The organism is Chitinophaga sp. RCC_12 (assembly GCF_041360695.1).
GTDB lineage: Bacteria > Bacteroidota > Bacteroidia > Chitinophagales > Chitinophagaceae > Chitinophaga.
Window position 1 is genome coordinate 233728 of the sequence record NZ_JBFUPS010000008.1, and the last position, 22044, is coordinate 255771.

Here is a 22044-nt window from a genome sequence, read left to right on the forward strand (position 1 = left end):
CGTATGAAACCTGTACCGGAAAGATACCCTGCGTTGGATGTGCTGAGAGGCATGACCGTTGCTTTCATGATAGTGGTGAATACGCCTGGCAGCTGGAATGCGATTTATGCGCCTTTTAAACACTCCGACTGGCATGGGTTTACGGTTACCGACCTGGTGTTTCCCTCCTTCCTGTTTGTGGTGGGAAACGCCCTTAGTTTCAGTATGAGGAAGATGAAAAGTCTTTTTCATACTGCATTTATGGGGAAGGTGTTCAAACGCACCGCGATCATTTTTGTGATTGGGATATTACTCGGCGTTTTTCCTTTTGTGCGGGTGGAAGCGGGGCATTACCGGTGGAAGGACCTGGCTGATACCCGGATCTGGGGCGTTTTACAACGTATCGCGGTTTGTTACTGTATCGCAGCTTTTATGATCCGTTACAGCAGCCAACGGATGCTTGTTATCATGAGCGTATTGATATTATTGTTGTATTGGTATGTGTTGTATTATTTTGGGACGCAACCAGGACCTTATAGCCTTGAAGGAAATGCGGTTGGCAGATTGGACGCGCTTTATTTATCTCCCCGGAACATGTACCGGCATTATGGATTTCCATTTGATCCGCTGGGGCTATTGAGTACATTTCCCGCTGTTATTAATGTGGTGGCAGGTTTTCTTACCGGTAGTTTTATCCAGGAGAACGGGAAGCGCATGAGCGGCATCGTGAAGTTGTTGGTGGCCGGGATATTGCTGGTGGCAGCCGGCGCGTTATGGGACAGGTGGTTGCCCATTAACAAGCCGCTGTGGACCAGCTCCTATGTTGTGTATGCCACTGGCTTTGATTTGCTGATCCTTGCCGCATTGATCATCATCATTGATGTATGGTCGTTCCGGAAATGGACTTATTTCTTCGAGGTGTTTGGTAAAAATCCCTTGTTTATTTACATCGTTGCCTGGGTGGTGATTGTATTGCTGGGAATGATACGCATAAACGGGGGATCCGTGAGAGGTATTATTTACAGGGATGCTTTTACCAGTTGGCTATCTGACAAAAATGCTTCCCTGTTGTTTGCTGTTTTTTATATGTTGCTGATGTGGCTTGTTGGATATGTGATGGACCGGCGGAAGATATATGTTAAGGTGTAAGGATGGTTATCTTATTTAAGATATTCCTTCAGATACCCGCTACGGGTTAAAAAAGCTTTATAGTCTTTGGTGTCAAGAATTTCCCTGACAGCCTCTTTTTTATCAGCTGCCTTCACAAAATATTGCTGTGTAATCTTATAGCCCATCCAATAACCGAGATCATTCGGGCGGTTGTCTTTCCCGGAAACTCCATATAGCCAGTCGATATAGTTGGTACTGTCCATTCTTGTAACAAATTCCCTGCATAATTTTTCCTCGTTTTTATTCCCGTAGTCTATCGCAATTTTATTGGTAGTTGCTCCGGATATCAGTTCTCCTAAAAAATCCGCGCTGCCTTCGATAATACTTTGCTGCAATAAAGTGGGATTTTCCATCCAGTTCTTTTGCTGAAAATGAATCAGCTCATGCGCTACAATAAACGGAATGTTGCTGACATCAGTTTGCTTTTCAGCGCCGATGAACAAACCCTGCTCATTGAAGGTTCCTCCTGAATTATATGCGCCGATTACAAAATAAACAGGCGGATACTGCGCCGGAGGATACCAGTATTTTAAAGCATAGAACGCGCTGCGGCATTGTTTTTCTTTTTCCTTCATTTGCAAGGTGGTGGCTCTTACTTTTTCATAGTCGCTGCGGCGTTTCCTGACTATCTCGAATAAGTTTCCGGCGCTTTTAATCCTGCCTGGTGTAAACCCCTTTACGCCGGCGCTGCCAATGTCGAGATAGGCGCTGCCAAACGGGTTAACGGTCGTATCTTTTTTAAAGATGTCAAAAGCTTTCCAGAAATTATCAATGTCTTTTGTGAGAAATACAGCGCTGTCCGGGTTATTTGAAAAAGCTGTTTGGGAATAAGTAACGGTGCATGTAAATACAACTATTAATAATGTCAGGCAATATTTAAACATAGCAACATTGGTTGAAAAGGGATCCACAATAATAGCGCAAGGTAATTTTTTTGACGCAAAATTCTTTTTTTAGCGGGCTTTTCGTATAATTATGCCATGTGCCGGTAACCCGGTTAACCCAAATTCGGAAACCATGTCAAAAGAACGGGCTTATGGAAATTCATGCTTTTGTACCGCCAGCGGATGGTAAAAACCACTTTCAGATAGGAGATTTTAATTTTGAGACAGATGAAGCACAATCGGGACAGGGTTTCGATTACTCAGGGGCTTTACTCATCACGGTTGTTGCCAGGACCGGCGATGTAGAAAGGGCTGTGTCGGCGGAATTACTGGACGACTACGAGCCCACCGGCGAGGTGAAAATTACGATTCCCGCATTGGGCGTTTATAAAAGCGATGCACCGGAGGGCATGCTGCATTTTACGGAAGACAAACACGAGACGCCTTATCTTTCTATTAACCGGGAAAGGTTTCATTATACGTTAAAATTTTCAGGGGATGTTATTTTTAAAGATGGCTGGGTGGCGCTGCTGGGGCAGCTGAAACCTTCGTGGAGTGATCAACCCGTGTTCACGGTGACTGTTTACCGGAAGATAGATACCGCACAGTTAAACTGGGAAGAGTATTGTTTCACTTCCGTGGAAGAAGCAGCAGGCGCTCCCGTGGAACTGGTGAAAAAACTGGTGCTCACCAACCCTGCATTCGACCGGCTGCCGAATGAATTTTATCGCCTGAAAGCATTGCGGCATGTGGAAATCATTGCCAAATGGCCAGTGAAAAAACTGCCCCTGGAACGGCTGGATGATCAATTGCTTCATCTCTGTGAACTGGAGCACCTGGTGATTGTTGATTCAAACCTGTGCCGTATCCCTGAGTATATGAACCAACTTACGAAGTTGAAGCATTGTTCGTTTGCAGGTGGAAATTTATCGCGTGTACCCGCCCACCTGATGGATATGCCGCGGCTGGAGTATCTTAACCTCAACGGCAACCAGCTCAGCGAAATAGCCGTATTCGAATTGCCGGAGCTGAAATACCTGCACCTGGCGAAGAACCAGTTAGAAACCCTGCCCGAAAATTTATTGACGTTGCCAAAAATTGTAAAGATCAACGCCGCCAATAACCCGTTTTCATTCCTGCCGGCGGCTTTTTCAGATTTTGCCGGGCTGGAACTGGATATAAAAAGCAAGCAGCAGTTACTGGATAATACCTACAAAGATGCAGATGGCAACGGACCGGTGAACTGGAACGATGAAAAGTTTTTTGCGCAATATGATGAAGCATTCATTAAACCGGTGGATGAGATCCTGCAGAAAGAGGGCTTATTGCAACAGCGCGAAGCGTTACGCGCGCTGGTAAAAAAGACCATCAGTTTTAAATATTCCGGCGAAGAGGATTATGCTGCCATTGGCAATCACCGGTTTGGCGGCATGCCTGATTTGCCCGCGGATGTTGATTATCCTGTGTACTACGACGATTACCGCAAGGAGCATTACAAGTATGAATTCATCGCCCAGGTTAATTGTGAAGCGCTGGCGACGTTACAGGAATATTTGCCGGAAAAGGGAATGCTTTTCTTTTTCCTGGAAACCATACACAACCTCGGCGCCCGGGACGGGCACCTGCCTTGTAAGGTATTGTATGTGGCCGATAATTCCACTCTGCAATCCGGTAAAAGGTTTTCCTTCGGGGAGCAGGATTTTTATGAATTGACAGATGGGCAATATGCCCCGTATAAAGCCGGTGCCGTCGTTAAAAATTCGGTGCCTGGTTTTTATTCCTGGCATTCAAATCAATATCTTTTCCGCGGCGTTTCGAAATCGTTGTTACAGGATGAAGCGCTGCTCAGCAATTTGTATGATATCTTTGAAGAGCCGGTTAATCGCCTGCTGGAAAGCGATCATGAAATGAATAACTATGGTTTTACACAGCATCATTCCCCTGAGTTACAGGCGGCGCTGGCCTGCAAAGGAAATCCTGAGGACTGGACCATTCTGCTTACTGTAAAATCGCGCGGGGACTTTAGTTGGGGAGATGCCGGCGACCTGTTTTTTGTTATACATAAAAGCGACCTGGCGCGGAAAGATTTCCGCAGGGTGTATGTAACTATGGAGAGCAGCTAAAGAAAGAGTTGGCATGTTTACATTCAGCGTATCTAACAAAAGTATATTGTTATGAAAAAAAAACTGGTTTTGTTCTGGCAGCGTTACGGTCCTCCTATAGAAGTTGCGGGGCTTATACTTTTAATTATCGGGAGTACGTATATGAAAAACTCCGTTACCTTTAAAAGCATCGCGATCGCTTTCTGGATTGTGTGCCTGGTGCTTTATGTAATAGGGGAACCAACGTACCGGACAACCCGGTTCTGGCTGTTTCTTATACTTGGCTTAATTTTGGCCACCAGCCAGGTATTGCAGTTGATCGGCACATTTAATTAATGATTAGGGGAGATTTATAAATTATGAATGCAGGAATGTTTATCGCCAGCACATCGCTTTTGGAGGATACCTTTTTTGAAAAGGCCGTCCTGTTCATTACGGAATATAATGAGAACGGGGCGATGGGATTTGTGGTGAACCAGGAGTATCCCCGTAAGTTTAACGAGTTGGAGGAGTTTAGGTATAGTCCCCCGTTTCCGTTGTATGATGGCGGTCCGGTAGACCGGGAGCATCTTTACTTTATACACCGTTGTCCTGAGCTGATAGAAGAAGGTATCCAGGTAGTGGATAACATCTATATGGGAGGGAACTTTAAGGCTGCGGTGAAGCATATGAATAATGGAACGATATCTGAGCAGGACATCCGGATATTCATCGGGTATTGCGGCTGGAATGCGCAGGAACTCGAAGGAGAAATAGCAGAAGGCAGTTGGGAGATACTGAAAGAAGGGAAGGTGTTTTAGTGGTGGACAGGGGGATTTTTAAAAAAGAAGTTATTTTGCACGTTGATTTTGCGAAGTAAATTGATAAATAGTATTAATATGTCTACAGGTGAAAATGTAAATGCCAGCTTAGGCGGAGATCCGTATGAAAATTTTCGTTCATTGTTGCAGCAATCAATAGTATTCCCCAGTGAGTATACTTTTAAGTTTATCATTAAGGCGGACGAGGGCAAGATAGCGGAGCTGAAGTCGATGTTTGCGGATGTAAGTGCAAAAATTACAGAAACCAATTCTTCCGGGGGGAAGTATAAATCCTTTACCGTGCAGGTGCCTGTTCAGAACGAGGAAGAAGTGATTTCGTATTACAAGGAGGTGTCAAAGATTGATTCGGTGATTATGCTGTAGGAGCTTTATCCTGCAAAAAGTTATACAGGGATTGTTATAATATTGACATTTTTCGATATGTTGCATCATGATTAAGGCCGATTGCCTATATTCGGGAACTTATATATAATTCTAATTTAAATTTATGAAGCAAACAGTACCTGCCTTTGCCCTGCTGCTTACACTTGCAGCATGTGGTGGTGCTTCGACTGATCAGGCGAAGACCGAAGAAAAGAAAGAAGCAGCTGTGACCGGTGGCGCAGCTTATACCATTGACACTGCCACTACCACTGTTCAGTGGCGTGCTACTCACAAGGGTGGCTTTGCGCCCCGCTTTGGTACCATCAAAGTAGCGGATGGCAGTCTTAACGTTGAAAACGGCGCTGTAACCGGCGGCAGTTTTGATGTAAACCTGACTACATTGGCAGTAGACCCGGCTTCTGTTACTGAACCGGATAAAAAAGCATCCGACCTGGAAGGGCACCTGAAAAGCCCCGACTTCTTCGATGTGGCAAAGTATTCTTCTGCCAAATTCGTTATTACGTCTGTAGCTCCTTTCGACAGCACCAAGCAGAAAAGTCTGCTTCCTGGCGCTACCAATCTTATCAGCGGTAACCTGACCCTGAAAGACAGCACTCTGAACATCACTTTCCCTGCACAAATCGTTGTTGCTGAAAGCGGCGTTACGGCTAATGCAAAATTCGTGATCGACAGGTCTTCATGGGGTATTAACTACAAAACAGAAGGTAGCCCTGAAAACTGGATGATCAGCAAAGATGTTGAAATTGGTTTCAGCCTGAAGGCAGCAAAGAAATAATTTCTTTATCGGCTAAGGTCCTGATAACTTAATATCAAATGAAAGCAGCCTGGCACATGATCGTGCCAGGCTGTTTTATTTCAGGTAGTCGCTACCAAAAATTCTTCTCCGCTGGAAGGGTGGAAATTATCTGTTCTGCCGGTAAAGTAACGTTTGTCAAGATCCTCTACCGATATTATCTCCAACGTTTTAAAGCCGGCTTCACGTGCCAGCGCCCGCATTTCCTCCGGTGTAAAAAAACTGATGAAAGGAGTACCGGCCGCCTGGGCGCCTTTCTCTGCTATTTGTTGCAGGGGTTTATCTTCTTCCTGAAGAAGGTCAAATGGCAGGTAAAACGTCATGGCAATCCGGGAGCCGGGTGCCAGGGTGGCGAGCTGGCGCAGGGTAGCAAGGATCGCGTCTCTGGTAAGATAAAGGCTAACGCCGGTGCAAGCCACCACTGCAGGTTGACTGGTATCAAAGCCTGCATTTATTAATTGCTCCCACCAGCAGGAAGTTTCAAAATCAACTCCAACAAAATGCAGCCACTCCGGCATACCAAAGCCAAGTTCAGTTAACCGTTGTTGTTTCCAGGATTGGGTATCAGGCTGGTCAATTTCAAATACCTTTAATTGGGACGCAATGTCCGGTCTGCGTTGTGCAAAAGTATCGAGTCCTGCACCCAGTATCACATACTGCTGAATGCCCTGTTCCTGCTGTGCTATCACCAGGTCTTCAATGAAGCGGGCACGGGCCACCATGGACGCCCGGAGGCGTTTGGTAAAATCAGGGCTCATATCGGGCCGTTGCTGCCATCCATTATCGGGCGCTATTAGTTGAAGCCCGGTTTCATCTTCAATAATATGAGGCATCGGATCGATCTGAACGTGCAGGGCTCTCCATAAAGCTGTGCGTACCGCTGTATTGTCTGGTGCTGCCTTTCTTTTATCCTGTTCCATTTGTGATGGTTTGGGTGATTATTTTAATGAACGCAGGCCAATCGTATTTCCTTCGGTATCTTCTATCAGTGCAATAAAACCAAAGTCGCCGGTACTGAGTTCCGGTCGGATTATTTTACCGCCGGCGGCTTCCACGCGACTAAGGGTTGCATTAATATCTTCCACAGCGAAGTATACCAAAGTACCGCCGTTACCGGGTTTTACCTGCTCTATTTTAACTAATGCACCGCTTGCACCAATGCCTTTTTCATCACCCGGGAAAACAGCATACTCCATGCCGGGATGCCTGTCGCTGCTCACGGGCAGATCCGTCAATTTGCATTTAAATACCGTTGTATAAAACTTTTTGGCCCTGTTAAAATCTGAGGTATAAATTTCAAACCAGTTGATCACATTTTTCATCTTATTCTAATTTAAGATTATCAATGTGACAAAATTAGCTGCTATGCCCTGGGTAAAATTGTAAAAAACCGACAGGCCCTTTTTATGATTCCCATTCGGGAAATCCAGGCATCCGTTCAATGGATTTGCGCAGGTAAATGCCCGGGCTCACGCCGGCAAAAAGTTTGAAATCGCGGATAAAATGGGATTGGTCGAAGTAGCCAAGCGAATGCGCAATGCCCGTGAGTGAATAAAGGTTGCCTTGCCGCAAAAGCGCCACCGAAGCCTGGAAGCGGCAGATACGGGCATAAAAAATTGGTGTAATGCCGATGTGGGTAAGAAAGAGACGTTCCAGCGAACGTTCTGATAAATTGAGGTCATGTAATACATGCGACAGCCTTCTTCCCTGTTGCAGGGCTGCTACGGCATAATCTACTTTTTTATTGCTGTTTTCGTAACGGTGTGCCTGTTTTTCCAGGAAGTTAAAAAGACAAGCAGCCTGTTGTTGTGCGGAACTGCAATTGAGCAGTTGTTCGCTTAAAGCTGTTTTGGTAAGGTGACTGATGCAGGTATTTTGGTCGGTTAGTTCATTGGCATTCAAACCGAATACCGATTTAAGTGCTGCGGGGTGAAAGTTTATACCTACCGTGCGAAAACTACCACCGCCATGCAATTGCCCATATTTTCTTGCCTGCCCGAAAACAAACAATTGTGGCAGCCGTTCACCTTCGAAACCGGTAAACACTGCGGGGTTCTCCTGGAAAATAAGCCCCGGAGCACCATTGCACATGGCTGTGAAAGTTTTTTGTGATACATCGTCCGTTTGGTGCTCCAGGGTCCAGAAACATTGAACATAATTTTTCAGCGACGGAGGGGGAGCAATTACCTGGTAATTCATTTTTTTATTTTCTAACACGCAGATACCGAAGATAACCCTTTGCCGGTTTCGGGAAGCCGGTGGGCTATTGTTAAATTTATATTTAAATGGCTGAGCATGATATATATGCAACAACAGACCTATAATACATATACTTAAACAACATATTTATCTGTTATGGAAAATAAGGTTAATTTATATGAGGTTCAGGTATTTAAAGCTGTCAGATGATTATCAGATCAAGTAAACCAGCTCTATGGAAAGGAGCTTTAATTCCGTTTGCATATTTTATATTGACTTTCTTTATTGCGCAACATCATACTTTGTTTGAGGAGTGGGATGGCGCCATGCAATACCTGGCTGGTGTGGACTTATTTGAGGGAAAAGGATATCGCGGTGTGAGTTCACATTTCTGGCCACCTCTTTTTACGCTATTAACAGGCTTGTTCACCTGGATTTTTCAGGATGGTTTTGCGGCGGCGAAATTTATATCTGTGCTTTCCTCGTCTGCGCTACTCCTGGTTATTTACCGTTTTGTGATGAAATTTACCGGCGGCCAGGTGCCGGCCTTTTTAGCGCAAATACTTGTTGCTGCTAATCCCACCTATTTTCTTTACAGTATCCAGGCGCAAAACGTCATGCTGGACACCTTGTTTTATGTAAGCGCTATTTGCTTTTTTTTCGAAGCACTGCAGTCAGCTTCTTATAAATATCTTTTTATAACAGGAATTATGGCCGGATTAGCGGGGCTGACACGGTATACCAGTTACGCGTTGCTGCCCTCCTTTATAATACTGCTATTTTTCTATTACCGGCCACGGGCCGCCTCTTCAAATGTGTTCACCTTGTTCCTGGGGTTTGCAATAGTTTCCCTGCCCTGGTGGATCATTAATACGCTTAACAGCGGAGGTCCTTTTAATAGCTGGCATTATCTGAACGTTGGTTATGGCTTGTCGTACCAGTCAGCTCCGGTTAATCCGAAATGGTGGTGGCATGACCAGGCATCCTACGATTCTGTCTGGCAAATTATGCGGCAGTCACCATTAGATTATGGGAAACATTTTTTATATAATGTAATGGAGGTTTTCTCCACGCTCACTATAAAAACACTGTTATTGTTTATTGGGTGTATTATTTTATTTTTTGTACAGTTTTTATCTACCCGGAAAAGCAGGTCCTTTTTGGCGGATAATAAATTTTTCCTGGTGATGGCAACCTGCTTAATAATGTATACAGGTTTGATTTCACAGGCGTTTATCATAGACCGTTTGCTTTTAAGCTGGTTTGCCATAACCGGTATGGCTATAGCTGTGTTGTTATATACAATAGGCATGTCTGATCCGGGGTGGATAAAATTAAAACCGCTTGTTGCCGGCGCACTGCTCTTCTTTTTATTGATAAACGTAATAGTGACTATCAGGAAAATGGATATTTACCTGGATGACAAAAACGATAGCGGACAGCTGGCGGACATGGAAAAAATAACACAGCTTTTAAAAGCGCAGGATCCTGATTTATCCCAAAAAACAATCATGGCCATACATCCGGCCAGCGCATATTACCTCGGATGCCGGTTTGTGATGATACCACTCTATTACGACAGCAATAATATCAATGATTGGATCGCATACGGTCATCTTGCCCCCAAGGTCATTAACTATGTTCCCCGCTTTCCGGGAGACCTGGATATCACAAAATCCCCTGTGAATTACCTTATTTTTAACCGGCTTAGCAGCACATATCTTCCCCAGTTTTCCTTTTTGCTGGATGAACATACAGATAAGATTCCTGCTAATTTCGAACGTTTGTTGCTGACAAAGGACGTGGCGCTTTACAGGATTACGGGGATCAGGTAATCATCTTCAAACCAATGATTCGTTAAGACAGCCGACCGCCGGTGAAAAATAAATTTGTGTAGTTAAATAACTACACGTACATTTGTAGTCAAATAGCTACACAATGAATTTACGACGAGATGTATTTCAAGCCATAGCGGACCCGACAAGACGGGCTATATTGCTCTTGGTAGCTTCACAGGGCATGACAGCAGGGGCAATAGCCGCTAACTTTGACACCGCCAGACCAACAGTTTCGAAACACCTGCAAATACTTACGGAGTGCGAACTACTGGAACAGAAACAAAACGGCAGGGAAATTTATTACCACATCAACGCAAAAAAAATGAAAGCAGTAGCAGACTTTATTGAACCATTCCGCCAAATGTGGGATGACAGATTTAATAAATTAGAATCTATCATGAAAAAGTACAAACCAAAAAAATAGCAGCCTTATGGAACGAAAAACAAAAATAAATGCCGAAGATGGCAAACAGGAATTAGTGATAACGAGGGAATTTGATTTGCCGGTGGAATTACTTTTTACGGCATACACAGAGCCCGAAATTGTGGAGCAATGGATGGGAACCAAAGTGCTGAAACTTGAAAACAGAAAGCACGGCGGCTGGCAGTTTGAAACCAGCGATGCTAAAGGCAACGTGGTATTTAAGGCCAATGGAACCGTTCATGAGTTTATTCCTAACCAGAAAATTACGCGGACTTTTGAAATGGAGAATGCACCTTTTGCCGCCCAGCTCGAGTTCCTGGAATTTGAACCACTTACCGCCGATACCAGCAAACTCAATATGCATATTGTGTATAAATCAGTTGAACTACGGGACCAGATGATGCAAATGGGTTTTGCTCCCGGTCTGAATATGGCACATAACCGGTTACAAAGCATCGTAGGCAAATTAAAATAACATATCATGTCAAAGAGAAATAAAATTATTTATTGGATTGCTACGCTCTGGCTTGCGTTAGGAATGGTAGCAACCGGGTACTCACAGTTATCTAAAGAGCAGGAGGAAACAGATTTTACCGCGCATATGGGCTATCCCACTTATTTTCTGACCATACTGGGTATCTGGAAACTGTTGGGAGCCATAGCTGTACTGATTCCTAAATTTCCTTTGGTAAAGGAATGGGCATATGCAGGTTTTTTCTTTGTCATGACTGGAGCCGCATTATCGCATATGGCCACCGGTACCATGAACAATATATTTCCTTCGTTGTTATTGCTGGCGTTGACAATTACATCCTGGTACTTCAGGCCTGCAGACAGGAAAACTATTTCAGTTAATCAATAAAACAAGATAACATGAATCCCAAGGTTGATTTCTATTTTAGTAAAGCTGACAAGTGGAAGAAAGAAATAGAGAAATTGAGAACGATTGTTCTCGACTGTCACCTGAATGAAGAATTGAAATGGGGGTGTCCCTGTTACATGTTTGAAAAGAGTAACATCGTTTTAATACATGTTTTTAAAGAATACTGTGCGCTTTTGTTTTTCAAAGGTGCCCTGTTAAAGGATCCTAAAGGAATCCTGATCCAGCAAACAGAAAATGTGCAGGCGGCGCGGCAGGTCCGCTTTACCAGTCTCCAGGAAATAGTAAAGCTGGCGCCCACCCTGAAAGCATATATTTATGAGGCGGTTGAATTGGAAGAAGCAGGTGCGAAAGTGGCGCTTAAAAAGACGAAAGAATACGCCATCCCGGAAGAATTTCAGCAGCAGTTAGATAAAAAGCCGGCCCTGAAAAAAGCTTTTTATGAATTAACACCGGGGCGGCAAAGAGGCTACCTGCTTTATTTTTCTGCGCCTAAACAATCTAAAACGCGGGAGTCGAGAGTGGAGAAATATATGTCGCAGATCCTCGACGGGAAGGGATTGGATGATTAAGGGATTTTCATCTGATGTTATTGCATTATTCTGAAGAAGCATGTATCTTTAGCTGGTATGAAAACACTATTTGCATCTGTTATATAATCCCAATAACATGACCAGCTTAAAACCCTTATGGTTGGGTGTTACTATCTGTATGATGGCGCTGCTGAGCCAATTTCCGGTAAATGCGCAATTCCGTCAGTTTTCGGTATCCGGTGGCGGTGCATTTAACACGAATGATTTCGACTGGTCGATTGCAGGTAACCCGCAGGGAGAGTCTCCCAATGTTTTATCAGAATTGCACTTTAATGGTATCACATCCCTGGGCTTTTACCTGGATGGTGCCTACCGCCCGCTGAAATGCCTCCGGTTCGATGCATACTATCAAAGAAACGGTGTAGTCAGCGGCAATGGTATGGATACCGACTATAAGGGTGATAACCGCACAGATCCTACCTTTCAGCAGTCTTTTTCCAGCGACAGGGGCTACCTGGAGGTATTCAGGGCAGGCGCCATGGCTACCTTTCTGCAACGTGCCAATTTTAGTTTGGGAGCTGGGGTATCCTATAAAAACACCCGGCAACACTTTGTTATGCTTAGTCCTGAATTAACGGACCTGCAGAGCACCTATACAGCAAGGTGGCGTGGACCCGAGTGCTCCCTGGAAGGTAGTTACAAGATCAACCGTTCTTTATCAGTGGGCGCTGATATCGCTTATACCTGGATCAGTTACCGGGGAGAGGCGAACTGGAACCTGATCGACCTGTTCATGCATCCGTTAAGCTTTGCGCAAACGTCGAAGGGACATGGTATGGACTATGGTTTGAATGTCAGATATGCTGTTAACGGCTTTCTCTCCTTTTCACTTAACGGCATGCTGGGGAATGCGAGGATTTCGGAAGGAACTGATATCTCTTATTTGAGTAACGGCACGCAGATTTCCACACAGTTTAATGGCTCCGAGAATTATTATTACGGCGCCAGGTTGGGCGCTATTATTCAGTTCTGATGGGTTGCCTGTTAGATGAACCAGGCACAAACAAATAAGGCCAGTTTTAATAACCGGCATTTATAAAAATACTGAGTAATAAAGGGGAACGTCCTATTTTTCCAGCCGGTATTTTATCGTAATCGCTGGTGACACAGCCGTGTTGATTACGACTAATGAAGTATCCGGTGAATAGGTAACTTTTCCTTTCAGATCTGTTCTTTGCCGGCCATCTCCATCCAGGAAATAGATACTGTCTGCAGTCAGCTTGAGTGCAAATACCGAATCTTTCTGGATAGTATATACAAAATTCGCTTTGATATTTGTCCGGAGACCATAGGCCGCGAAACTGGTGCTTTGCAGCGTGTTTTCTCTTGCCAGCCAGGAAAATATGTTGCCGTTCCCGATCTTTGTCCAGCTTCCTTCCTGCTGCGTCTTGATAGAGTCTTCCCGCCAATCGAATTTAGCGCCATAGGTAAATGGATCTATCTGTAAATCATCATTGTTATCGTCCTTCCCGCAGGATTGCAATAAGAGCAGCGCTACAATTGGGCATAAAAAAATGAAAAAGGATTTCATCTGTCGGTATTTTATCTATTTGAAGAGTAAATTACATTTTTATCTTTTAAGAACGGGAAGAAGCCTGTCATTTTTTTAACAGGCTTCTTCCTGGTGCCCTTACATTAAGGGCAGGTAAATTTTCCTAAATCATTGTTCAGTGTACAACAATTAGGAGGGTATGGATTGCCGTTGTTCAAAGCCGCCTGCAGGTCAAGTCTTTCACTCGGCGTCATGATGGTGTTATCTGACTTATACACTGTTGGCGCCAATTCAGCATAGACATCAGACCTTGCTATATACGGAATGTAGAAATAATTTATCCAGGATCTGTCGCTGTTGGAAAGAAAGCTGCCCTGGTAAATATAACTGCCATCTGTTTTAGTGTACATTGGTAAACTGGTGTTATGCACAATGGATGTACTGCTTGTCAGCGAGCTGTATCCCATTACAGAAGTGTAATCGTAGGTGCCTGTCTGATAGTAGTTGGTAGAGGGGATATTAAATTGCGCCAGTCCGGAAGAAGTAAGGTTAGACGTATTAACGGTAACAAACGAGTTCCTGTCGAGGCGCGTATGCTCATGTCTTAAACCCAGCGCATGACAGATTTCATGGATGATCACACTGTTGTCCCATGAATTAAAGGCGAAATCAGCGAGGTTGATACGTTGTACCCCGCCTGTTCTTCCGAGGTTTGATTCGCTGACATCAGCACCATCTGTGGACCAGAATTCGATGTTGGGGTAAGTAAATCCGTAAGTGGGGTCAACCAGCGGCTCACAGGTAGCATTGTAGAACCTTACATTGGTATTGGATTCCATTTCAAGCAGTGCTGAACGGACTTTCTGTTTCTCCGCCAGGGTTAAATTTGACCCGTATATAATCCTCACCATGGCCCATAAATTATAGGCAGTAGGGTATATACTGAATGCTCTGGGGATAGTGCGGCCCTGGGCGGTGTTTTGAAAGGGCACATTATACACCGGGTGCGCATTTTTTTCGGCGCCTACATAGTCTGGTTTCTTGGGCAATAGCTGGCCATAGAGATCCAGATTTTTGTATTGTTCCTTAGTGAGGCGGATATCTCCTTCCCAAAAATAATCAGCTCCTTTTTTTTCGACCATCGCACCGGATTTTAAAGTGATCGGGCCATCTTTCTGGTTATCTGATTGATTGGATTGGTTATCCTTGCTACAGGACAGGAAAAACAATACGGCTAACAACGGGAATGCTTTCAAATAGTGGTTACGTTTCATGGGTAATGTTTATTGGTTGAAGGAATACTTTGGGTTACATATTATCAGACTATAGCAAAAATGAGAATAGGTTAAACAAATGTGATACCTGAGGGTAAGCATCACGATTATACTACTATCTAAAATAAAGAATAATTTTAATTGCCCGGAAATTTATTTTTTTATTTTTTAATTCGTAGTCCTGATAATGCAGGGATTTTATGCCCGGGATATTTTTATATATTTCTGATAATCAGTTATTTTTTTCGTTGTAATTCTTCAGGTACCCGGTTTAAATAATTGTAACATTGACAGTACTAATTTATCAAGCTGGTAAATTTATACCGGTGCGGCAAATTCCCTGGGAGGTGTTTACCATTTATCTGGTAGCCCGATCTATTTCTTATACCTGAACTTTTTCAGCAGCTCTTCTTTTTTTCGCCGCGATACTGTTACATACGCACCATTTTCCAGTTCTATCTGCCCGCCTTCTCCCCGGATATAGCGCTTGATGTACTGCAGATTGATAATATGCGAGTGATGGGTACGGAAGAATAAATCTGTTGGCAACAGTTCTTCAAAATCTTTCAGGGTACGGCTGGCCACCAGGGCGGGGTGATTGGAAAAACTGATAGCTGTGTAGTTGCTCTTCGCTTCAAGACATATAATATCGGCTATGTTGAAGAAAAGCAGTCCTTCTATCGTAGGGATAGCGATCTTGCCCTGCCGGGCGCCGGTGTCCAGGTTTTGTTGCAGTACCTGGAGCTTTTCTTCTGTATGTTCCTGCCATTGTTCCCGGACTCTTCCAATGGCCGATTTCAGTTCTTCTATATCAACGGGTTTAAGCAGGTAATCGAAGGCCGCGTACCGGATAGCCTTGATGGCATATTGATCATAGGCGGTGGTAAAAATGAGGTGGAAATCTTTTTGTGGGAGCATATGCAGCATTTCAAAGCCGCTCATGCGTGGCATTTCGATGTCGAGGAAAACAATTTCGGGCTTCTGTTCCTGGATAAGTTTCAAACCTTCGGCGCCATCTGCTGCTTCGCCCAGAAGCCGTACTTCGGGGCAATAGTCGCGCAGCTTTTCACGTAAGGCAAGCCGCCCTTTTTGTTCGTCGTCGATGATGATAGCTGACAGCATTATTGAATTTTTAATAGTACCTGAACCCGGGTGCCTGCAGGCTTTCCTTCGTTCTTTAAATCTGTTACCACTACCGAAGCATATTCTTCGTTGTTAAAAAATTTTACCCGGTCGCCGCTCATTTGCATGCCATAGGAATGATCCTGTTTCCGGCTGCCGTTCCTGACCGTATCCCTGCCTACACCGTTGTCTTCAATAATATATTTAATGTGTTCTTCGTTTTTGGTCACGGTGATGGAGAGCTTGCCATCATTATCGCTGCGGTGCCTCAACCCGTGGAGGATAGCATTTTCGATATAGGGCTGTACCACCAGGGCGGGCACCTGGTAATCGTCGAGCAGCAGCGATTCATCTGCTTTGATAGAAGCCGTAAATTTATTTTCATCCCTGAGCTGTTCGAGATCGATGTACAATTGCAGCGTTTCCAGGTCTTTTGCCAGGCTAACGGTGTTTTGTTTTGAACTGTCGAGTACATTACGCAGCAGCCTGGCAAATTTATTCAGGTACACGGTGGCGGAGTATTTATCGTTGCTTTGGATCAGCGCATCGATGCCGTTGATGCAGTTGAAGATAAAGTGAGGATTCATTTGTGCCCGCAGCGCCATCATTTCAGTTTCGGCTATCCGGTGCTTTAATTCTGCTTCCCGCCAGATGTTGTTGATCCGTTTTTTTACCAGGAATGCGATCAGCCCGATGAGCAGGATCAGTGCCGCAATACGGAACCACCAGGTTTGCCACCATGCCGGATGGGCTTTTACAAACAGTGCCAGCGTTTGTACCTGTCGGTTAGCCAGGTTATCGGATACCTCTACTGTAATGTTATATTCCCCCGGGGTAATATGATGAAGCGATAGCTCCGGACGATGTCCCAGGTCATGCCAGTTATCCTCGTCGCCATATTTATACCTGAAATAAACTTTATGGGGGTCCAGGTAAGAGAGGTCAGAAAAGTACAGATAAAGGGACGTTTCTTTCCTGGATAATTCGATATGAGGCGAATTATCATGGCTGAAAACGCCGTCTACACTGGTTTGTGTGAGCCGCAGGCGGTTGGTTAACCGGGTTTGCAGTATCTTTTCGGTGTTTATTAATAATATCCCGTTCGGGGTGCCAAGGGCAAGTTTGCCGTTGCGCAGTTTTTTGTGGGCGTTTACCAGGTAGTCCGTCGGCAGGCCATCCATTTGTGAAAGGCGAACCACTTTGTTTTTGCCCTTTAACCATACATGCAGTCCTTCGCGGGTGCCGAAGAAAACATTCCCGTGCTGGTCTTCAGAAATGCCTACCACATAAGTATCCGCGATATCATAATCGTGTGTGTCTACTTTCCGGATGATTTTACCTTTTTCATCTGTGCGGTTCCATCCGCCGTAGGCGGAAAACAAAAGATCCCCATTTGCAGTCAGGCCTATGCTGTTGTAATAATCTCCCACAAAAGCACCTAATGTTTTTTTATTGATGGTGGAATCGGAGATTTCTACAAATTCATTTTTAGCTGCATCGTAGCGGGCAATGCCCCAGGCTTTGGGCATCCATCCGGCCAGCCAGATAGTGCCGCTGTTATCTGCCAGCACATCATTCCATATATTGCCGGTCCAGAAAGTGCTGTCGTTGTTAAATGCCCTGGGGAATTTTTCCAATGCGGGATAGCTGTATCGCGCGATCTGCTGACTGGCGAAAACAACCCAGAACTCATTCTGAGGCGTCACCAATACTTTTCGTACCGGACTTTTTATTTGCAGGTCCGGCAGGTGAAGAGGCCGGAATTGGTTGTTCTGCCAAAGAAGTATTCCTTTTTGGGTAGATAGCATGATTTTGTGATCCACTTCATCCAGTGCATAACACCTGTTATTCGTTTGCCCTGAAAAACGTTTATAGAAGGCGCCGTTGCCATAAAACCAGACATCCCCTGAGCGGGTCAGCATCCACAATCCGCCAGTGTTTTGTTCTACTATAGATATCACCGGATCATCTTTCGTTCCGGGAACCGTTAGCGTTTCCACCGCGTCCGGGCCGGGTGTTAATTTTACCAGGCCCTTTGTGGTGGAAATCCAAAACAGGTTGGTACGCGTATCAAAACTGAAGTGATTGATCGCTGCATCGTCTATGCTGCAGATTTCCCGGTAGTCGTTTTTTTCTTTTTGAAATATTTTCCGGGAAGTGCGAAGAAATAATCCCTTTTTTGTATGCAGGAATCCTTTGACCACATCATTACCGGGTAACGATGGCAGGTATTCAGATTGACCGGTGGCCGGGTTAACGCGAAGCAATTTCCCATCAGTGGTAGCCAGGAGTACTTCGCTGGCATTTACACGGGCGGCGCTTTCATAACTCAGCCGGCTGATGGCGGTTGCCGGGTGCAGCTGCAGTTTATTGCCGGCTTCCTTCCAAACCCAGAGGCCGGACCTTGCCGGTATCCAGATATCTCCTCCTTCCGCTTCCAGGATATCTACATTTATCTCTACATCTTTATTGTCAGGAGCAATAAGGAAGGAGGAGGTCCTGCCGTTTTGCGGCTCGTAATATTTCACATAGTTGAAGTCTGTTGACCAGATTCTTTTCTTTTTATCGACAAAAATATTCCTGTATGCATCGTTATTGGGATCAGCATCCGTAAAAATGTTTGCGGTCAGCAGCTGTGGCGTCGCATGAAAGGCTGTTAGCCGGTTCAGGCCCCTGTCGTCATAAAAATAAAAGGTATGGTGATCCAGGTATAAATCGCTTACTCCCCATTGTAAAAATGGATGGTTCACAAACCGGTAACCGTCATAAACCGAAATGCCTCTTTGCGAAGCGATATATAAATACCCTGATGAATCGGGGAGGGCGGCATACACGTAGTCGGACGGAAGGCCGTCCATGTAGTTCAAAATTTGTTTTCTGTAGCAATCCTGGCTGTAAACGCTTCCTGCATAACAGATACAGCATATCAGCCCAAACAGGGTACACGATATAATACGTGGTAATGCCAAGGGTTTTTATTTAAATTTACAAACATTTGCAGTTATCCTTCTTATTCCTTGCCTGTTTTAACCTTAATCCTCATTGGGTAAGCGTCGAGCGGCGCAGGCGCCCCCAGACAGTAATCCGTATGTTCCGTTGTGGATAATATCATTACCATAGGAAGTTAACGTACTAAACTCTCCGTTGGTTGTCATTTCGCGGGGTTTACAGCAGTCCTGGCTATAGGTCCATGCCAGCCAGCCGATGTTACGTTTACAGGCTTCGCTGAGTACAATGCGATAGAGATTACTTATATCATACATGCAGCAGGTATTACCATCCTGCCAGTTACCTACTTCTCCAAAAACAAAACATACGCCTGCGGCGTCGATATCGTCCAGTTTTGTTTTAACGGCAGCTTCGGTGTTGGCATAATTGGCCCAATAGGTATGTACGGAGAAAATAATGTTCTTCGCGGGATCCGCATTGAGAATGTCTTTCGCTACTTTCGCGAGTTCGGAAGAGGAGGTGCCGCAATCGGGGGCATCAATCATAAACGGAATGGTGATGCCTGCACTGCGAAGCCGTTGCACTGCCTGGATATAATTGCTTTTGAATGTTGCCTGTGCCGCACCGGGATCTGCTGCCCACAACACCTCGCCAAATTCACAGGCGATATTGGCGATCAGGTACTTTTTATGTTTGTTGATAAGGTCGAGTACTGCAGGTTGCTGCCACCAGGCTACTGCTACGTTATTAAAATAGTTCCAGTCGCTTTTGCACACGGTATTCTGGACTACCAGGATAGGTATCATTCCTTTCTGGTGGCAATACCCGATGATATTGCTTAAAGTGCCGTTATTGAGCAGGCCGTCCACTGTTCCGGGGGCGCCTGATTCCGTGTCATCCAGCCAATGGGTATTGTTAGTGTACCATTGAATACGGATGGCATTGGCGCCGGTTTTCGCGGCTTCGTCAATTTTAAATTTGTATTGAGCCGGGTTTCCCAGGGTAGGCAGGCCTTCGTCGATAATAGGATAATTAATGCCGCGGAGGAGAAATGGCTGACCGTTGGGCAGCACAAGGTTTTTACCTGATACGGTGATGGTGGGAGTGGAGTGCCCTACATCGACCGGGTCTTTGTCGTGACAACTTGTTATGATGGTCAGCGTTGTAATAAGAACGATGAAGGTTGTTTTTATCGTTTTCATTTTTCTTTAGTTTTTGTTTTCAAAGATATTCTGAAAATGCAAAGTGCGGTTGCCGGGGCTGGTGAATCAATTACAGGAGTATTGGTACCTCATCTCGCTGCTGTTTGCTGCGGTGTTACCGGTAAGTGCGGCTGTTTTGATCTTTCCTGTTTCATCATATTCATAGTTTACGTTTATGACTACTGTGCCGTTTGAAGATGATTTGATCAGGTTTTTATTTTTGATAGGACTAATACCTTTGTTTATTAAGTTGCCAATGGCTGAAGGATCCCCTTTTTGCATTGGCTTATCGGTATAATACTCATAATTTGATGTTGCACCACCTGTTGCTTCGTCCTTTACTAAATTGCCATTGGCCCAGGTGTAGGTAGTGGTGGTGGTGGAATTACTGGCCGGGTTAGTGAAGTATTCGTATTTTTCGGTGGACAGTTGTAACTCTCCCTGGCTGTTGTATTCGTAAGTAAAGGTGTATTTAGTCTCGAGTTTGAGCGGTTGGCCGGCGGGGGTATAGTCGTAACCCTTCCGGACTATCAGTGTCGGCAATCCCATGCTGTTAAGTTCTGCACGGAGTTCAGCTGTTAGTTGTCCGTTCCAGTGGTCGGAGTAGCTATTGCGGGTGATTAACCCCGGCGCATAGTTGAAAATATAGCTGGTTTTGTAAAAGTCATCTGAAACCATTTTACTGACCCTGCCGTCGTTGTCATAGCTCAGCGTATAGGTAGTAGTTGTACTGGCGGATTTTGTTGCGATAGTTGCTATGCGGCAGTTTTTGTCGGGCGGCGGCGTGGGTCTATTTTTGTCTTTACCGCAACCTGCTATGATCAGGGCCGGCACAAATAAAATACATTTGAGAATGGATGTAAGCTTCATAATTTTAAAATTTGAATTTATGATAATGAGGGTTTGTTGACGAAGGTTATGCTGCCAGCCAGTTTTGCATTTTTGTAAACAGCTGGTTTGTCCAGTTGCCACCGCAATGGCTGTTGCAGCCGGTATCCGTCACTCCTTCGCTTTTGAGCTTGAAGGGGGAGGTATTATTGATGGCATCATACAGGGCCTTACCGGAAAGTCCGCCAGGATCGGGGGAGCCGGAGCAGGTAACCGTGTATATGGGCAGGTGAAAATAGGTAGCTCCCTCTATAGCCCCGCAGGCAGCGAGTACACCTTGACAATAGGCCAGTTTGGCGGTCCATGCGGTATTGTTCAGGAGCATATAAGCGGCGTAGGAGTAACCTCCCACTACAGAACGGTTTTTATCCAGCCCGAATTTACCAGCCAGTGTGGTGATACATTTGTCGTAATCCTCCGCAACTATGTCGGAGCTGGCATCCCAGTTGGCTAAACCGGGTGTTTTGCGGTATTTAACGATAGCGGCCACGTAGTTATTTTCCGCTGCTTTGCGGCAGAGGGCTATCTCGGTGTCGCCGTCCAGGCTGCCCGGTCCGGGGTTTTCGGCATCATTACCGCTGCCCATTACCAGTATGCCGTTGTAGTCCGCGGTGCCTTCTTTTACAAATAGTTTGTAGGTAACGCCGTTGGCGGTTTCCACGACAACGTTTATTCCATCTTTGGGCTTATTATCAGCGTCTTTGCCGCAGTACGAAATAAGAAAGGCGAGCAGCCCTGTACAACAGACGAGTTTGAGAAAGAAAGGTGTTTTCATGATTTCATAATTTGGTGATGGGGTTATTGTCTTATCTGTCATTCCCGTGCCGCTGGCAACTGTTAGCCGCAATGCTGCCAAAGCGCAGCTCTTCACTGACCTGTGTACCATCAAAAATCCGATATAGGCGGGAATGGCAGAAGCGCCGTTTAGCAGATGGAGGAAGTGGGTGAGCCGGCGGGGAGTTAAAGGGGCTGGACTAACTCCTGCCGGACGGGTTCCTGCCTGGTTAAAAGCGGGATAACAAAACAAATTTGACCGGTTTATAGATTTAA

23 protein-coding genes are annotated in these 22044 nt (G+C 45.1%); 12 read left to right on the forward strand and 11 right to left on the reverse strand.

Features of this window, described 5'->3' with window-relative positions:
- Positions 1-3: 3 nt before the first annotated feature.
- Positions 4-1128: an acyltransferase family protein gene (locus AB6805_RS22735; protein WP_370911746.1), complete on the forward strand. Its 1125-nt coding sequence runs from the start codon at positions 4-6 to the stop codon at positions 1126-1128.
- A gap of 11 nt (positions 1129-1139) precedes the next feature.
- Here AB6805_RS22735 and AB6805_RS22740 read toward each other — a convergent pair whose 3' ends face one another.
- Positions 1140-2033 carry a DUF2268 domain-containing putative Zn-dependent protease gene (locus tag AB6805_RS22740; RefSeq protein ID WP_370911747.1) on the reverse strand — a complete coding sequence of 298 codons (894 nt, stop codon included), beginning with the start codon at positions 2031-2033 and terminating at the stop codon, positions 1140-1142.
- A gap of 152 nt (positions 2034-2185) precedes the next feature.
- On the opposite strand from AB6805_RS22740, the gene AB6805_RS22745 reads away from it, so the two are divergent.
- The 5 genes from AB6805_RS22745 (at position 2186) to AB6805_RS22765 (ending at position 6115) form a co-directional block, all read left to right on the forward strand.
- Positions 2186-4156, forward strand: coding sequence for a DUF1963 domain-containing protein (locus AB6805_RS22745; protein WP_370911748.1), 1971 nt, complete (start codon positions 2186-2188; stop codon positions 4154-4156).
- A gap of 51 nt (positions 4157-4207) precedes the next feature.
- Positions 4208-4471 (forward strand): hypothetical protein, encoded by a 264-nt coding sequence (locus AB6805_RS22750; RefSeq protein WP_370911749.1) that lies wholly within the window; start codon positions 4208-4210, stop codon positions 4469-4471.
- 23 nt (positions 4472-4494) lie between these two features.
- Positions 4495-4935 carry a YqgE/AlgH family protein gene (locus AB6805_RS22755; RefSeq protein ID WP_370911750.1) on the forward strand — a complete coding sequence of 147 codons (441 nt, stop codon included), beginning with the start codon at positions 4495-4497 and terminating at the stop codon, positions 4933-4935.
- 78 nt (positions 4936-5013) lie between these two features.
- The gene (locus tag AB6805_RS22760; protein ID WP_370911751.1) at positions 5014-5319 is read left to right on the forward strand and encodes a DUF493 domain-containing protein; all 306 of its coding nucleotides are present in this window, start codon (positions 5014-5016) and stop codon (positions 5317-5319) included.
- Between the two features lie 124 nt (positions 5320-5443).
- Positions 5444-6115, forward strand: a complete 672-nt coding sequence (locus tag AB6805_RS22765; RefSeq protein ID WP_370911752.1) for a YceI family protein — start codon at positions 5444-5446, stop codon at positions 6113-6115.
- An 80-nt stretch (positions 6116-6195) separates the two neighbouring features.
- Here the strand turns inward: AB6805_RS22765 and AB6805_RS22770 are convergent, their stop codons facing one another.
- The 3 genes from AB6805_RS22770 to AB6805_RS22780 form a co-directional block, all read right to left on the reverse strand.
- Positions 6196-7053: a class I SAM-dependent methyltransferase gene (locus AB6805_RS22770; RefSeq protein WP_370911753.1), complete on the reverse strand. Its 858-nt coding sequence runs from the start codon at positions 7051-7053 to the stop codon at positions 6196-6198.
- 18 nt (positions 7054-7071) lie between these two features.
- Entirely contained in the window at positions 7072-7455 is a 384-nt protein-coding gene (locus AB6805_RS22775; RefSeq protein WP_370911754.1) for a VOC family protein, read from the reverse strand.
- Between the two features lie 82 nt (positions 7456-7537).
- Positions 7538-8332 carry a DUF6597 domain-containing transcriptional factor gene (locus AB6805_RS22780; protein WP_370911755.1) on the reverse strand — a complete coding sequence of 265 codons (795 nt, stop codon included), beginning with the start codon at positions 8330-8332 and terminating at the stop codon, positions 7538-7540.
- A 206-nt stretch (positions 8333-8538) separates the two neighbouring features.
- On the opposite strand from AB6805_RS22780, the gene AB6805_RS22785 reads away from it, so the two are divergent.
- The 6 genes from AB6805_RS22785 (at position 8539) to AB6805_RS22810 (ending at position 13040) form a co-directional block, all read left to right on the forward strand.
- On the forward strand, positions 8539-10167 hold the full coding sequence (locus AB6805_RS22785) for an ArnT family glycosyltransferase (RefSeq protein WP_370911756.1): 1629 nt from the start codon (positions 8539-8541) through the stop codon (positions 10165-10167).
- A gap of 103 nt (positions 10168-10270) precedes the next feature.
- Positions 10271-10594: an ArsR/SmtB family transcription factor gene (locus AB6805_RS22790; RefSeq protein WP_370911757.1), complete on the forward strand. Its 324-nt coding sequence runs from the start codon at positions 10271-10273 to the stop codon at positions 10592-10594.
- A 7-nt stretch (positions 10595-10601) separates the two neighbouring features.
- On the forward strand, positions 10602-11069 hold the full coding sequence (locus AB6805_RS22795; protein WP_370911758.1) for an SRPBCC domain-containing protein: 468 nt from the start codon (positions 10602-10604) through the stop codon (positions 11067-11069).
- A 6-nt stretch (positions 11070-11075) separates the two neighbouring features.
- A complete protein-coding gene (locus AB6805_RS22800) occupies positions 11076-11456 on the forward strand; it encodes a DoxX family protein (RefSeq protein WP_370911759.1) in 381 nt (126 codons plus the stop codon).
- A gap of 11 nt (positions 11457-11467) precedes the next feature.
- Positions 11468-12046, forward strand: a complete 579-nt coding sequence (locus tag AB6805_RS22805; protein WP_370911760.1) for a YdeI family protein — start codon at positions 11468-11470, stop codon at positions 12044-12046.
- A gap of 97 nt (positions 12047-12143) precedes the next feature.
- Positions 12144-13040, forward strand: coding sequence for a hypothetical protein (locus tag AB6805_RS22810; protein WP_370911761.1), 897 nt, complete (start codon positions 12144-12146; stop codon positions 13038-13040).
- 93 nt (positions 13041-13133) lie between these two features.
- Here the strand turns inward: AB6805_RS22810 and AB6805_RS22815 are convergent, their stop codons facing one another.
- The 7 genes from AB6805_RS22815 to AB6805_RS22845 all read right to left on the reverse strand — a co-directional run bounded on the left by AB6805_RS22815 (position 13134) and on the right by AB6805_RS22845 (position 21769).
- Positions 13134-13598 carry a hypothetical protein gene (locus AB6805_RS22815; RefSeq protein ID WP_370911762.1) on the reverse strand — a complete coding sequence of 155 codons (465 nt, stop codon included), beginning with the start codon at positions 13596-13598 and terminating at the stop codon, positions 13134-13136.
- 104 nt (positions 13599-13702) lie between these two features.
- Positions 13703-14833, reverse strand: a complete 1131-nt coding sequence (locus tag AB6805_RS22820) for a M12 family metallopeptidase (RefSeq protein ID WP_370911763.1) — start codon at positions 14831-14833, stop codon at positions 13703-13705.
- A gap of 375 nt (positions 14834-15208) precedes the next feature.
- Positions 15209-15955, reverse strand: coding sequence for a LytR/AlgR family response regulator transcription factor (locus AB6805_RS22825; protein WP_370911764.1), 747 nt, complete (start codon positions 15953-15955; stop codon positions 15209-15211).
- Positions 15955-18813: a histidine kinase gene (locus AB6805_RS22830; protein ID WP_370911765.1), complete on the reverse strand. Its 2859-nt coding sequence runs from the start codon at positions 18811-18813 to the stop codon at positions 15955-15957. Before AB6805_RS22830 ends, AB6805_RS22825 begins: the two co-directional genes overlap by 1 nt.
- Before the next feature lie 174 nt (positions 18814-18987).
- Entirely contained in the window at positions 18988-20106 is a 1119-nt protein-coding gene (locus AB6805_RS22835; RefSeq protein WP_370911766.1) for a cellulase family glycosylhydrolase, read from the reverse strand.
- A gap of 66 nt (positions 20107-20172) precedes the next feature.
- Positions 20173-20976 carry a hypothetical protein gene (locus AB6805_RS22840; protein ID WP_370911767.1) on the reverse strand — a complete coding sequence of 268 codons (804 nt, stop codon included), beginning with the start codon at positions 20974-20976 and terminating at the stop codon, positions 20173-20175.
- Positions 20977-21022: 46 nt separating this feature from the next.
- Positions 21023-21769, reverse strand: a complete 747-nt coding sequence (locus AB6805_RS22845) for a hypothetical protein (RefSeq protein WP_370911768.1) — start codon at positions 21767-21769, stop codon at positions 21023-21025.
- Between the last annotated feature and the right edge of the window lie 275 nt (positions 21770-22044).